The sequence below is a fragment of the Kumtagia ephedrae genome, from assembly GCF_003012745.1.
Lineage (GTDB): Bacteria > Pseudomonadota > Alphaproteobacteria > Rhizobiales > Rhizobiaceae > Kumtagia > Kumtagia ephedrae.
Genome location: NZ_PXYK01000007.1, coordinates 34667 through 48467, shown reverse-complemented (window position 1 = coordinate 48467; position 13801 = coordinate 34667). Strand labels below are relative to the sequence as shown.

Here is a 13801-nt window from a genome sequence, read left to right as displayed (position 1 = left end):
CTCCTTTTTCGGGGTTCGGTCAGGCGGCGCCGATGCGGGCCACGATCTTGCCGGTGACTTCGCGGCGGCGCAGCCGCCACAGCGCGTCGGGAATGTCGGCGAGGCCGATCACCTCCTCCACCATCGGGTCGAGCTTTCCGGCGGCGAGCCGCACCATCAAATCGTCGCCGATGACCTTGAAGTCGCGCTGCGTCGGCAGGTGGCCGGCGAAATAGGCACCGCCCAGCGCCACCTCGTGGATTGAGGCGGCATAGGTATAGGACGGCACGTTGGTCATGACCGGCAGCGGGTCGATCGAGACGAGATGGCCGTTGTAGCGGATGAAGGCGAGCGACTTCAGCGCATCGCCGGGATTGGCCACCTCCAGCATCACGTCGACGCCGTAGCCGCCCTCCGTCTCGGCGCGTACCTTGGACGGAAGATCGGCGTCGCGGTAGTCGAAGACGATGTCGGCGCCGAGTTTTCGCACCGCCGCGTGGTGTTCCGGCCTGGCGAGCGCGATAACCTTGGCGCCGGCCTGCCGGGCGAGCTGAACGGCGAAGCCACCTACGCCGCCATTGGCGCCCTGGACGAGGATGGTCTGGCCGGCCTCCAGCCGCGCCTTGCGGAACAGCGCCTGGTAGGCGGTGTAGCCGGCGCAAGGGATCGCCGCGGCGTCGGTGAAGGAAACGCTTTCCGGCAAGCGGCTGGTCACATGCACAGGCGCGATGCAGAACTCGGCGAAGACGCCGGGCCTCCACAGATTGTGGTGCAGCACGGCGCGGTCGCCGACGCTCCAGCCCTCGACACCGGGCCCGACCGCATCGACCACGCCGGCGGCATCCAGCCCGAGCACATGCGGGAAGGTCCATTCCGGCTTGTTGTCGACGGCGACCTTCCAGTCGACCGGATTGATCGACGCCGCCTCGACGCGCAGCCGGAGCTCGCCGGGGCCGGGCGAGGGGACGGGTATGTCGGCAAGCCTGACGGATTCCAGTCCGCCGCCGGCCTCGGGAACGACGATTGCTTTCATGACGTCCTCACGTGATCAGATAGCCGCCGTCGATGACGAGCACGGCGCCGGTGACGAAGCTGGCGAGCGGCGACGACAGGAAGAGTGTCCCGCCGGCGAGTTCGGACGGCTCGCCCCAGCGCTTCATCGCCGTCCGGCCGGTGATCTGAGCGTCGCGGACGGGGTCTTCCCTGAGCGCCCTAGTCAGCGGCGTGGCGATCCAGCCCGGCGCGATGGCATTCACCCGGATGCCGTCCCCGGCATAGGCAATGGCGAGCGATTTCGTGAGCTGCGCGATGCCGCCCTTGGAGGCCGAATAGCCGGGAACCAGCCCGCCGCCGAAGAAGGAGAGCATCGAGGCGGTGTTGACGATGGTGCCTCCGCTCTCCGCCAACCGGGGCCGTGCCGCCGCGCAGATGCGCATGGAGCCGTTGAGGTTGATGTCGACGACATCGGCGAAGACGTCAGGTTCCAGCTCTTCGCCGCGGCGGATCACGCCGGCGCAGTTGACGACATGGTCGAGCCGCGGCAGGGATGCGACGAGGTCCACGACGGCCTTGCCGTCGCGCACGTCGAGCGTTGCGAATGTCGCGCGCGCCAGGCCGGGCACGCTGTTCGCCGCCGCGATTTCGCCGTCACTGACCCCGGTGGCCAAGACGTCGGCGCCGAGCGCCAGAAAAGCCTCGCCGATCGCCGCGCCGATGCCCGAGGTGCCGCCGGTCACCAGCACCTGGCGGCCGTCGAACAGCCCCGGCTTCAGATAGTCGGCGGCGCTGGTAAAAATGTCAGCGGATGAACTGGTCGACATAGTCCGTGCCCAATCCGACCTTGGTGTAGTGGTCCCGGCACAGGTCGATCTTGGTGAACACGTCCTCGAAGCCGAGCGGTTCGCCATAGGCGTCGACGTAGTACATGATGCCGTTGACCTGGAAATAGGTGATCATCTCCTCGACATCGTCGGGGACGACCAGCGTGTGCGTCTCGCCCGGCGGCTCGAACACATAGCCGCCTTCCTCCGCCACCCAGTCGTGCTCGAGATAGTGCCAGCGGCCCTTGAGCACGAAGCCGTGCACGGCCTGCGGGTGGCGGTGGCGGCTGAGCACGCCCGACTTGCGCACCTTGAGCAGGTTCATCCAGTAGCCTTGCGAACGGTTGAGGCAGAGCGGCCGGAACCAGACGTTCTCGCCTTGCGGCACCCAGATGCGCTCATCTGTGGGAATCGCGTTCGGGATGACGATGTCCGGCAGCGTCTCCTTCGGCATCGGATGCTGGTAGGGCATGCGCGGATTGGGATCGATCTTCATCGGAGGCATGGATGGCTCCTAGGCTGTCTGCAATAGTGGTGCTGCCACCGGGTTTGCGGCGGACTGCCGGGCACGGCCGGTGATGAACTCTACAGCCTTGTCGGCGATGACCAGAACGGCGGCGTTGGTGTTGCCGCTGACGATCGACGGCATCGCCGAGGCATCGACGACGCGCAGTCGTTCGACGCCGCGCACTTTCAGGTCGGTGGAAAGCACCGCGTCGGCATCGTCGTCGTGGCCCATGCGGCAGGTGCCGACCGGGTGGTAGACGGTTTTCACGAAACGTCTGGCGTGGGCGGCGAGGTCTTCGTCGCTGACCTTGTCCGGTCCCGGGAAAACCTCGCTGGCGATCATCGAGCGCAGCGGCTCTTGGGCAAGAATCTCGCGGGCGTGGCGTACACCGCCGATCGACAGGCGCAGATCCTCGGGATCGGCGAAATAGTTGGGATCGATCAGCGGCTGCTCGCCGGGATCGGCTGAGGCGAGGCGGATCGAGCCGCGCGAGCCCGGCCGCGCCACGCAGGAGTTCAGCGTGATGCCAAAACTCGCCTTCTGGTCGGTGTGGTCCTTGTCGAGATAGACGCTGGGCACGCAGAACTGCTGGATTTTCGGCGTGCCGGAAAGGTCGTCCGGGTCGAAGAAGGCGCCAGCCTCGACCCCGTTGGAGGTCACCGGGCCGGTGCCGTTGAGCAGGTATTCGAGGCCGTTGCGGATCTGCCGCCAGCCGCGGTCATGGCCGAAATAGCCGTAGGGGCCGTTACACAGCGCCACCACCGGCGTCTCGGTATGGTCCTGAAGGTTTGAGCCGACGCCGGGCAAGTCGACCAGCGTTTTGATGCCGTGCTCGGCGAGGTGATCGGCGGGGCCGATGCCCGACAGCATCAGCGCCTTCGGCGTGGCGATGGCGCCCGCCGCCAGGATGACCTCGGCGTCGCAGCGCGCCTCTCTGACCGTCCCGTTCTCAAGGTAGCGCACGCCGGCTGCGTGGCCGTTCTCGACGATCACCGAATGGACGAGGCAACCGGTCTTCACCTCGGCGCGGCCGGTCTTCATCGCCGGCCGCAGGAAGGCGTCCACGGCCGAACAGCGTTTTCCGTCGCGGACGTTGACCTGATAGGCACCGACGCCGCGCTGGCTGACGCCGTTGAAGTCGCCATTGTGCGGCAGGCCAGCCGCCTGCGCGGCGAGCACGAAGGCGCGCGACAGTTCGGAGATGTGCCTGAGGTCCGACACCTTCCACGGGCCGCCTACACCGTGAAAACGGTCGTTGAGACGGTCGTTGTCCTCCATGCCGGTGAAATAGGGCAGCAGGGACTCGTAGCCCCACTGGGCGTCGCCGGTCGTCTCGGCCCAGCGCTCGTAGTCGGCCGGCTGGCCGCGCATATAGACCATGGCGTTGACCGACGAGCCGCCGCCGAGCACGCGGCCCTGCGGCACGATCGGCGTGCGCCCGCCGAGCCGCTGCTGCGGCACGGATTTGTAGAACCACATGTATTTCTCGACGCCGAGCAGCTTGACGAAGCCGGCGGGCATGCGGATCAGCGGGTTTTTGTCGCTCGGGCCCGCCTCAATCACCAGCACACGGGCGCCATGCTCGCCGGCGAGCTTGCCGGCGACGAGACATCCCGCCGTGCCGCCACCGACGACGATGTAGTCGCGACTCATGCGGCGAGGTCCTCGAACTTCCGCGCCTCGCTGCGCGGAAAGAGCAGCAGGTGCTCGGGGTCGATGGAGACCGTCACCGTCTCGCAGCGCCTCGGCGTGACCGTGGGATGTGCGACCAGCGTGAAGCGCGTGCCGCCGACATCGACGAAGATCAGATTCTGGTCCTGCAATTCTTCGGTCACGAACACCTTGCCCTGCAGCGTCAGCGGGCTGGTGTCGCCGAGCGACAGGAAATGCGGCCGGATCGCCGCCAGGCCTTCGCCGCCGATGCGCTCGGCCGCTTTGGAAAGCCGTTCCGGCAGGGCGAGGCGCTGTCCCTCGAAGCTGACGGTCCAGCCGCCGGTGCCGTTCTCGACATAGCAGTCGACAAAATTGATAGGCGGCTCGCCGACGAAGCCGGCGACGAAGGCATTGCGCGGCCTGGCATAGACCTCGTCCGGTGTCGCCATCTGCTGGATCTCGCCGTCGCTCATCACCATCACCCGGTCGGCCAGCGCCAGCGCCTCCTCCTGGTCGTGGGTGACGTAGATCATCGTATAGTTGAATTCCTGGTGCAGGCTCTTGATGAAGCGGCGCATGCGGTAGCGCTGGCGCGTGTCGAGATGCGAGATCGGCTCGTCGAGCAGGAACACAGCCGGCTTCCGCACCAGCGCGCGGGCGAGGCCGACGCGCTGCGCCTGGCCCGACGACAGGCCCTGCGGCTTCTGCGAAAGCAGCGCCGTCAGCTCCATCTTCCCGGCGATGTCGCGCACCCGCCGGTCGATCTCGGCGTTGTCCATGCCGGCGGCGCGCAGCGGGAAGGCGATGTTCTCGTAGATCGAAATGGTCGGATAGAGCGCGTAGGATTCGAACGACATCGCCACGTTGCGGTCGCGGGCGCGTACATCGTTGATCCTCTTGCCGTCGAAATAGATGGCGCCCTCGCTGATCGGCTCCAGGCCGGCGATCATGCGCATGGTCGAGGATTTGCCGCAGCCCGACGGCCCGAGGATGGCGACGAACTCGCCGTCGGCGATCTCGAAGTCGATGCCGTGGACCGCCTTCACGGCACCGTAGCGCTTGACGAGCTTTTCGGCCCGGATCGAAGCCATGGTTCTTCTCCTCAGGCGGACGGCGCGGCGTGGGCAATCGCGCGCGCGTTCTGGAACAGATGGACGGCGTCGCGCGGGAAGGCGATCGCCACCGTCTCGCCGACCGAGAGCCGCTTGCCGGTCGGAAAGGACACGGAGACCTGGTCCGAACCGATGCCGACCAGCGCGATCTTCACGTAGCCGAGGTTCTCGATGACATCGACGCGGCCGCGCAGCGTGCCGGGGTCGCCCGCCTCGGCCAGCCGCACCTCGTTGGAGCGGAAGCCGACCTGGATGGTCGAGCCCGGCTCGTCGCGCAGGCCGGCGACCGCATCGGTGGCGAGGGCGGCGACCGGCATGCCGTCCGGCGTCACGAAGGCGACGCGGTCGCCGCCGCGCCGTGGCTCGACCGAGATGAAGCTCATCGGCGGGTCGCCGACGAAGGAAGCGACGAAGGCGTTGGCCGGGCGATGGTAGAGGTCGGCCGGCGTGCCGATCTGCTCGATGCGGCCGGAATTCAGCACGGCGACGCGGTCGCCGAGCGCCAGCGCCTCGCGCGACGAGGTGGTGGTGAACACGACCGTCGCCGACAGGTCCTCGGCCAGCGCCTTCAGTTCGGCGCGGATCTTGTGGCGCAGCTTTGCGTCGAGATGGCCGACCGGCTCGTCCAAGAGATAGATGTCGGCCGGCCGGATGATGGCGCGGCCGAGCGCCACGCGCTGCCGCTGGCCGCCCGACAGGAAGCCCGGCCGCCGGTCGAGCAGGTGGCCGATGCCGAGGATGCCGGAGATGCGCTTGACGCGCTGGTCGATGTCGGCGCGGTTCATGCCGCGCGCATGCAGCGGAAACGCCAGATTCTCGCCGACGCTGATATGCGAATAGAGCGCGTAGTTCTCGAAGGCCATCGCCGCGTCGCGTTTTTCCGGCGGCACGTGCATGATGGACTCGCCGTCGCGCAGCACGTCGCCGCTGGTCGGCCTGGCGATGCCGGCGAGGATGTTGAGGATCGTGCTTTTTCCCGCGCCGGCCGGGCCGTAGATCACCAGGAACTCGCGATCTCGCACGGTGAGGTCGATCTTTCGCAGCGCCACCTTGGACAGGCCGTAGCGCTTGTGGACGCTCTTCAGTTCATACATCAGATATGCTCCTCGACGAGGGCCCGGACCTCGGCCTCGGCACGCGCCCGCTCGGCCACGGCGCGGCGGCGCGCCCTGAGGAAGAAGGCGACGGCTATGGCGACGGCCACGACGTTCATGACGACCACGGAGGTCGACTGGCTGGAGAAAAGGCCTTCGATCAGGCCGAGCCAGACGAAGACGATGCCGACATAGAGCAGGAGGGCGCGGAAACCGGCGTCCCAGGCTTGGCTGAAGCTCATGACGTCACCCCCTCACCGCGCCGAAGGTCAGGCCGCGCACCATGTAGCGCTGCATGGCGAGCACGAAGACCATCATCGGCAGGACGCTGATCGTGGCGGCAGCCGCGACCGGGCCCCACAAAATGCCCTGCAGCGTGAAGAAGGATTCGACGCCGACCGTCACCGTGCTCGCCGCCTTGCGGGTGAGGATGTAAGCGAACAGGAACTCGTTCCAGCAGAAGATCAGCGTGAACACACCGGTCACCGCTATGCCGGGAGCGGCCAGCGGGAACACCACCTTGCGCAGCACCTTCAGCCGCGACAGTCCGTCGAGCCGGGCGGAGTGCTCGAGCTCGCGCGGGATGTCCTGAAAGAAGGAGACCAGCAACCAGATGGCGAAGGGCAGGTTGAACATCGTGTAGGAGATGATCAGCGCGCCCGGCTGGTCGAGGCCAATGCCGAGGAAGCGCCCGGCGTCGGTCTTGCCGATATCCCGGAAGATCAGGAAGTAGGGCAGGATGACGGCGATCGCCGGAAACATTTTTGTCGACAGGATGAAGAACAGGATGTGCCCGTCGCCGACATTGTAGCGGGCGAAGCTGTAGGCGGCGAGCGAGCCGGCGACGACAACCAGAATCGTCGAGGCTACAGAGATGAACAGCGTATTCTTGATGTAGAACAGGAAGTTCTTGTCGTAGATGGCGTGATAGTAGTTCTCGAGCGTCGGCGTGAACAGGAAGCGCGGCGGCGACACCATGATGTCGGCGGCCGGCTTGAACGAGGTCACGATCATCCAGAAGATCGGGAAGACGATGAAGCCGAGCACCAGCACGATGAGGCCGTAGCGCAGGGCTTCCTTGGCGAAGCTGGAATCGCGTTGCAGCATGGTCTGTCCTCAGCCTTCGGACGCACGGTTCGAGAATTGCTTGAGCAGCGGGGTCAGCGCGAACAGGCTGGCGACGAGCATGGCGTAGAGGAAGAAGATCGCCATGGTCGAGGCATAGTCCATCCGGAACAGTTTCAGCCCGGTGCGGTAGAGATAGAAGGTCATGGATTCGGTGACCGTGCCCGGTCCGCCGCGCGTCAGCACCGCGACCGCGTCGTAGAGGCGGACGCTGTCGATGGTGCGCAGCACCAGCACCAGGAACAGCACCGGCTTCAGCATCGGGAAGGTCAGCGTGCGCAGCACCCGGAAGGTGCTGGCGCCGTCGAGCTCGGCCGCCTCGAACGGCTCCTTCGGCAGCGCCTGCAGCCCGGCCAGCGCGATCAGCGCGACGAAGGGCGTCCACTGCCAGACGTCGAACAGCACCACCGACCACAGCGCGATCGTGTAGTCGCCGAGCCAGTTGGGCTGCGGCAGGTGCAACAGGCCGAGGAAGTAGTTTATGAGGCCGAACTGGGTGTCGTAGAGATAGCGCCAGAACAGGCCAGTGACCGCCGCGGAAGTGGCGAGCGGCAGCACCATCAGGCTGCGGATGATGCCCTTGCCCTTGGTGGCGCTGTGGATGAGGAAGGCGATGGCGATGCCGAGCACCATCTCCAGGATTACGGCGGCCAGCGTGAACTTCACCGTCACTCCGACCGATGCCCAGAAGGCGCGGTCGGCAAGCACCCGACGGTAATTGTCGAGCCCGACGAAATCGCCGATGCCGCCGCGCGTCAGGTCGGCAAAGCGGAACGAGACGTTGAGCGCATAGACCAGCGGCAGCAGCGCGAAGACCAGGATCACCGCCATGGCCGGGGCGATCAGCAGGATCGAGAACCACCGGTCGGAGATGACGGCGCCGGACGCGCGCCTCTGCTGCGGCAGGGAAACGGATAGTGACTGCGACATGACGTTCGTCCCGTGACGGAAGCTGCCGCGCGGCCAGGGTGTACGCCTGGCCGCGCGATCGGGGAGGTGCGGGCTTACTTGCCGATCGGGCAGGGACCGCCGCAGATTTGGTCGACGCTCTCGGCGAGCTGCTCGGCCGCCTGGCGCGCGTCGATCTGGCCGGCCGCCGCCGCCTGCAGCGGGATCTGCATGGTGTTGTAGATCTTGGCGCCGAAGGGCGTGTCGAAGAGGTTCGAGCGGAAACCCTTCATGGAATCGAAGATGGTGAGCAGCGTGGAGAAGTGGCCCGTCTTGGTCCGGTTGGCCGGATCGGCGAACTGCGGGTCGGACAGCACGCTCATCAGCGTCGAGGTGCCGCCAGCCTTGGCGAACTCCGCCTGCGCGTCATGGCCGCCGATATAGGCGACGAAGTCCATCGCCTCCTTCGGATGCGCCGAGCTTGCCGACACGGCGAGCAGGAAGCCGCCGATATAGGCCTTCTTCTCCGGCGCCTCGGCCACGCCCATCCTGGCGCCGGGCACGCTGGTCTCGGTCTGCACGGCGTTCGGCCACTGGTCGAGGAAGAAGCTGTAGGTCTGGGCGATCTGGCCGTCCTTCATCTGGTTCATGACGCCGTCATAGGTAACGGTCAGCGCCGCCGGCGGCGCGAATTTCAGCAGCGCCAGATAGTCGTTCATCGCCTTCTCGACCGCGTCGACCGGCACCTTGCCTTCGTCCGTCAGCCAGTCGGAGCCCTGCGACCACAGCACGCCCGACATCTCGTCCTGGATTTCCGGGAACGGGCCCGCCATCATGCCGATGCCGTAGAAATCCTTGGTCAGCTCCTCGCCCTTCAGCTTGTCGCCCTTCTTGCGGGTGAAGAACTCGGCGATGTCGCGATGCTGTGCCCAGGTCGTGGGAGCGGCGAGATCGTAGCCGTACTTTGCCTTGAAGGCTTCCTTCTCGCCGGCATCCTCGAACAGGTCGGCGCGGTAGATGTAGCCGGCCGTGTAGGTGTAGTAGGGCAGGCCCCAGGTGTCGTTCTTGTACTGCGTCGTCAGCGCGGCCAGCGTCGGCGCGACGTCGTCGAGCTGCGCCTTCTTGTCGGCGAAATAGTCGGTCATCGGCAGAATGAAGCCGTTTTCGGCGAATTCGGCCTTTTCGGAGGTCTCCAGCGTCACGACGTCGTAAGCGCCGGTCTCGCCGACCATCTCGATGACCTGCTTGTTGTAGAGCTGCGAGTTGTCGATGTTGACGACATTGACCTTGACGCAGTGCTTGGCCTCGAAGCCGGAGACCAGCTTGGCCATGGCGTCGGTGTAGAAGCCGGCTATCGTCGACCAGGTGATCGGCACGCGGTCGGCGTCGTTGCATTCCTGGGCCAATGCGGCCGGTGCCGTCGACGCCATGAAGGCGGCGGCGAGCAGGCTCTTCCTCAATAAGTTGGTCATTCTGGTTTCCTCCCTGGTGAAACGGCCGCGGCCTCCACGCCGCGTCCGGAAACGAAATACGATCTATCTATCTCCGCGGCGCTTCCGGCTCCCCCGCCGAGTACGCGGAAAGGCCGAGGAACTCGGCCGTGGTCAGGTCGATCGGGATGCCGTCGCGCAGGCGCTCGGCCTCCACCCGCCATTCGCGGTCGCCGGGCGCCAATATCTCGGCGCCGTCTCGGCCCGGCACGGCGCGAAGCGCCGCGAGATATGCAGCCATGCCGGCGGCAAAGACCTCCCGCCCTCCGAAGCGCGCAGGGTCGATGGCGAGAAAGAAGTGGCCCATGTTGCGCGGGCTCGACATGTCGCCGCCGATCATCGGGATCATGTCGTGGTCGAGCGCGGTGCCCTGCAGCACCGCCGACAGAACGGTTGCGACGCCGGCGAGCGCGGCGCCCTTGAAGCCGAAATCGGATCCACCCAGCGGCAGCAGCATCTCCGCCGCTGCCGCATCGCGCGTGACGGTGCCGCCGGCCGCCGCGGCGACGCCTTCGGGCAGCGTCGTGCCGAGGGTGCGGTAGAGCAGCACACGGTTCATCGGGATGGACGAGGTCGCCATGTCCAGCAGCCAGGGCTTTTCGTCGCCGCTGGGTGCGGCGAAGGCCAGCGGATTGGTGCCGTGGAAGGATTTTGCGCCGTCGAAGGGCGCCACCACCGAATCGGCATTGGTGGTGGCAAAGCCGATCATGCCGGCCTCGGCCGCGGCGAGCGCATAGGCGCCGGCGGCGCCGTAGTGGGAGGAGCGGATCGCGCCCACGGCGCCGACGCCGGTTTCGCGGGCGATCGCGATCGCTTCGGTCATCGCGGCATAGGCGACGTGATGGCCGAGCCCGTCGTCGCCGTCGACGACCGCCGTGCTGGTGCCGGTATGCTTGACGCGGATCTGCGGCTGCCCGTTGACGCGGCCGCTGCGCAGCACGCGGTCGTAATGCATGACCAGGCGGGCGCCGTGACTGTCCACGCCGAGCCGGGAGGCATGCATCAAGGCGCGCACCGCCGCCTCGACGGAAGTGGGGCAGGCGCCCGACGCGGCAAGCGCCGAGGCAAGGCTGTCGCGCAATCGATCGGCTGGAATGAGAAGGCGGTTTGACACGGGAGGGAAGCCGCAGGGTTGATTTAGGTTGACTAAGATGTGGAGTATCATATCTGATATCTTAGTCAACACATTTGCACAGCCTGCGAAATCGTGCAGATGTCGGACGGACTGGAGGGACAGATGCGCGTGCTGGAACGGGGACCGTCGCTGACCGATCAGGCAGCCCAGGAGATCCGGGCGCGGATCGTGCGCGGCGTCTTCCAGCTCGGCGAGCCGCTGTCCGAGATCACGCTTGCCAATGAACTGGGGGTGAGCAAGACGCCGGTGCGCGAGGCGCTCATGGAGCTGAAGCGTCAGGGGCTGGTCGAGGTGCATCCGCAGCGGGGCACCTTCGTGTTCGAAATGGATGCCACTCAGGTGCGCAAGCTCTCCGAGCTTCGGGCGATTCTGGAAACCGCTGCGCTGAAACTGGCGGTCGCCAACGATGCGCCCGGCCTGCGCACCCGCTGGCAGCGCATCGTCGAGGAGATGCGTGCCGCGCTGGCGGAGGCCGATGCCGAGCGCTACCGTACGCTCGACGGCGAGTTTCATCGGGTGATGTTCGAGCTCGCCGACAATCCCTATCTGCTGGAGGCCTTCGACCTGATCGCCTTCCGCGTCCAGGCGCTGCGCAACCGCCTGTCGCTCGATCCGACGCTCAACAGCACCTCGTTCGACGAGCACGTCCGCCTGGCGGCAATGGTACCGGACAGTGGTTCCATTGATGAAATCGTCGACCTGCTCGGCCGTCACATCGAGTGGACACGCGAGCACTATCTTGTCGAACTGGCTTCCGCTGCGGAGACGGTGTCGCCGGCGCGGCAGAAGCAGCGCCGGCGCGCCGACGAGGCCTGAGCCGGGGCTCGGCAAGGTCCTGCACTGGCGCCGAACGTAGCGGCATGCGCTGCCAAAAAGTATTTTTGCTACCATATTCGTCAAAATCCCGGCCCATCCTCCTGCCGAGTGCCGGCGCAATGCATGGACTGCGCTGGTTTTCTCATGGTTTTGCCATTGACAGCCGAAAGTCAAGGTAGTTTTATTACAAAATCGACGGTCGAATGCCGTCTGGATTGCGCGGCGGCAAACGTGGCGCGGGGAGGAGAAACGTGTACGCTGATTTGTTCAGGCTGGACGGCCGCGCGGCGCTTGTCACAGGCGGCAGCCGCGGCATCGGACTGGAATGCGCCCGGGCCCTCGGCGAGGCCGGGGCGAGGGTGGCGATCTCGGCCCGCTCGGCTGAAGAGGGCGAGGCCGCGGTGGCGGAACTGGCCGCCGATGGCATCGATGCCCGCTTCTTCCGGGCGGATCTGTCTTCGCCCGAGGCCGCGAAGACGCTGATCGAAGCTGCGGCCGCGCATCTCGGCCGGCTCGACATCCTCGTCAACAATGCCGGCATCGCCCGTCACGGCGAGAGCCTCGGCTTCGATCCCGCCGTCTGGCGCGAGGTCATCGACACCAATCTGTCCGGCCTGTTCTGGTGCTGCCAGGCGGCGATCGCCGGCATGCTGGCCGCCGATCATGGCGGCTCGATCGTCAATGTCGGCTCGATCTCCGGCTTCATCAGCAACGTGCCGCAGCACCAGACCGCCTACAATGCCAGCAAGGCCGGCGTGCACATGGTGACCAAGTCGCTTGCCGGCGAGTTCGCCGAGCGCGGCATCCGCGTCAACGCGGTCGCGCCGGGCTACATCGAGACGAAGATGACGCGCGGCGGCCTCGACAATCCGGAATGGGCAAAGGTCTGGCTCGGGATGACGCCGATGAAGCGGGTCGGCCGGCCAGGCGAGATCGCGGCCGCCGTGCTTTTCCTCGCCTCCGACGCCGCCAGCTACATGACCGGCTCCATCCTCACCATCGACGGCGGCTACACGCTGCGCTGACGGACTTCATCGACGTTCGGAAATTTCAGGGAGATCATCATGGCACGGGCTTTCGGCGGGCCAGGCAAATACATTCAGCGTGCGGGCGAGATCGACCGTCTGGCCGCCTATCTCGAGCCGCTCGGCACGAGCGCGCTGTTCCTGATCGACGGCGCGCTGTTCGACAGCCTGAGCAAGCGCATCGCCGACAGCCTCGGCTCCGGGATGGAAGCGCATTTCGAGCGTTTTGGAGGCGAGTGCAGCACGCCCGAGATCGACCGGATAAGCGCCATCGCACGCGACCGGAAGAGCCAGGTCCTGGTCGGCGTCGGCGGCGGCAAGACCATCGACACGGCGAAGATCGCGGCGGTGGCCAACGGCGCCCGCATCGTCATCGTGCCGACCATCGCTTCCACCGATGCGCCCTGCAGCGCGATCGCCGTGCGCTACAGCGAACACGGCATCTACGAGGAGGCGCACAAGCTGCCGCGCAACCCGGATGTCGTGGTCGTCGATTCGGCGCTAGTCGCGGCCGCACCGGCGCGCTTTCTCGTTGCCGGCATCGGCGATGCACTCTCCACCTTCTTCGAGGCACGTTCCAACATCGAATCGCGCACCGACAACTACGTCGCCGGCGGCTTCCCGGCGCCGCAGGCCGGCATGGCGATCGCCCGGCACTGCCATGAGGTGCTGATGCGCGATGCCGTCAGGGCCAAGATCGCCGTCGAGGCCGGACTGCTCACCACTGCCGTCGAGAACATCATCGAGGCCAACACGCTGCTCAGCGGCCTCGGCTTCGAGAATTGCGGCTGCTCGGCAGCCCACGGCATCCATGACGGCCTCACCATCCTCGACGAGGTGCACGGCTTCTTCCACGGCGAGAAGGTGGCCTTCGGTACGCTCTGCCTGCTCATGCTGGAGAATCGCGACCGCGACGAGATCGCCGCCATGATCCGATTCTGCCGCTCTGTCGGCCTGCCCACCACGCTCGCCGACCTGAAGATCACCGAGGACGTACGCGCCAAGATCGAGCGCGTCGCCGAGGCGGCGCTACGCCCGGGCAACATCATCTACGCCACGCCGGTCGAGCTCAGCGTCCCGATCGTGCGCGACGCGATCCTGGCGCTCGACGCGTTTTCGCGCTCGCTCGACTGAAGGGCCCCACCGCCAGGGATCG

Annotated in this window: 14 protein-coding genes; 3 read left to right on the top strand and 11 right to left on the bottom strand. The window is 66.4% G+C overall.

Annotated elements, in window-relative coordinates:
- Positions 1-19: 19 nt before the first annotated feature.
- The 11 genes from C7I84_RS09010 to C7I84_RS08960 form a co-directional block, all read right to left on the bottom strand.
- Entirely contained in the window at positions 20-1012 is a 993-nt protein-coding gene (locus tag C7I84_RS09010) for a zinc-binding dehydrogenase (protein ID WP_106771842.1), read from the bottom strand.
- Positions 1013-1019: 7 nt separating this feature from the next.
- Positions 1020-1799, bottom strand: a complete 780-nt coding sequence (locus C7I84_RS09005; protein WP_106771841.1) for an SDR family NAD(P)-dependent oxidoreductase — start codon at positions 1797-1799, stop codon at positions 1020-1022.
- On the bottom strand, positions 1777-2304 hold the full coding sequence (locus tag C7I84_RS09000; protein WP_106771840.1) for a 2,4'-dihydroxyacetophenone dioxygenase family protein: 528 nt from the start codon (positions 2302-2304) through the stop codon (positions 1777-1779). The genes C7I84_RS09005 and C7I84_RS09000 overlap by 23 nt, the downstream gene beginning before the upstream one ends.
- A 9-nt stretch (positions 2305-2313) precedes the next feature.
- Positions 2314-3960: a GMC family oxidoreductase gene (locus C7I84_RS08995; protein WP_106771839.1), complete on the bottom strand. Its 1647-nt coding sequence runs from the start codon at positions 3958-3960 to the stop codon at positions 2314-2316.
- On the bottom strand, positions 3957-5051 hold the full coding sequence (locus tag C7I84_RS08990; protein ID WP_106771838.1) for an ABC transporter ATP-binding protein: 1095 nt from the start codon (positions 5049-5051) through the stop codon (positions 3957-3959). The genes C7I84_RS08995 and C7I84_RS08990 overlap by 4 nt, the downstream gene beginning before the upstream one ends.
- 11 nt (positions 5052-5062) lie before the next feature.
- The gene (locus tag C7I84_RS08985; protein ID WP_106771837.1) at positions 5063-6166 is read right to left on the bottom strand and encodes an ABC transporter ATP-binding protein; all 1104 of its coding nucleotides are present in this window, start codon (positions 6164-6166) and stop codon (positions 5063-5065) included.
- Positions 6166-6408 carry a hypothetical protein gene (locus C7I84_RS08980; RefSeq protein WP_106771836.1) on the bottom strand — a complete coding sequence of 81 codons (243 nt, stop codon included), beginning with the start codon at positions 6406-6408 and terminating at the stop codon, positions 6166-6168. Before C7I84_RS08980 ends, C7I84_RS08985 begins: the two co-directional genes overlap by 1 nt.
- Positions 6409-6412: 4 nt before the next feature.
- The gene (locus C7I84_RS08975; RefSeq protein WP_106771835.1) at positions 6413-7273 is read right to left on the bottom strand and encodes a carbohydrate ABC transporter permease; all 861 of its coding nucleotides are present in this window, start codon (positions 7271-7273) and stop codon (positions 6413-6415) included.
- A gap of 9 nt (positions 7274-7282) precedes the next feature.
- On the bottom strand, positions 7283-8221 hold the full coding sequence (locus tag C7I84_RS08970; protein WP_106771834.1) for a carbohydrate ABC transporter permease: 939 nt from the start codon (positions 8219-8221) through the stop codon (positions 7283-7285).
- A 74-nt stretch (positions 8222-8295) separates the two neighbouring features.
- Positions 8296-9651: an ABC transporter substrate-binding protein gene (locus tag C7I84_RS08965; RefSeq protein ID WP_106771833.1), complete on the bottom strand. Its 1356-nt coding sequence runs from the start codon at positions 9649-9651 to the stop codon at positions 8296-8298.
- Between the two features lie 67 nt (positions 9652-9718).
- Positions 9719-10783, bottom strand: coding sequence for an Ldh family oxidoreductase (locus C7I84_RS08960; protein ID WP_425351317.1), 1065 nt, complete (start codon positions 10781-10783; stop codon positions 9719-9721).
- 99 nt (positions 10784-10882) lie between these two features.
- Here C7I84_RS08960 and C7I84_RS08955 point away from each other — a divergent pair, with 99 nt between their 5' ends.
- The 3 genes from C7I84_RS08955 to C7I84_RS08945 all read left to right on the top strand — a co-directional run bounded on the left by C7I84_RS08955 (position 10883) and on the right by C7I84_RS08945 (position 13779).
- A complete protein-coding gene (locus C7I84_RS08955; protein ID WP_245428366.1) occupies positions 10883-11620 on the top strand; it encodes a GntR family transcriptional regulator in 738 nt (245 codons plus the stop codon).
- A 251-nt stretch (positions 11621-11871) separates the two neighbouring features.
- Positions 11872-12645, top strand: coding sequence for an SDR family NAD(P)-dependent oxidoreductase (locus C7I84_RS08950; RefSeq protein WP_106771831.1), 774 nt, complete (start codon positions 11872-11874; stop codon positions 12643-12645).
- Positions 12646-12684: 39 nt separating this feature from the next.
- Positions 12685-13779 carry a glycerol dehydrogenase gene (locus C7I84_RS08945; RefSeq protein WP_106771830.1) on the top strand — a complete coding sequence of 365 codons (1095 nt, stop codon included), beginning with the start codon at positions 12685-12687 and terminating at the stop codon, positions 13777-13779.
- The last annotated feature ends 22 nt before the right edge of the window (positions 13780-13801 follow it).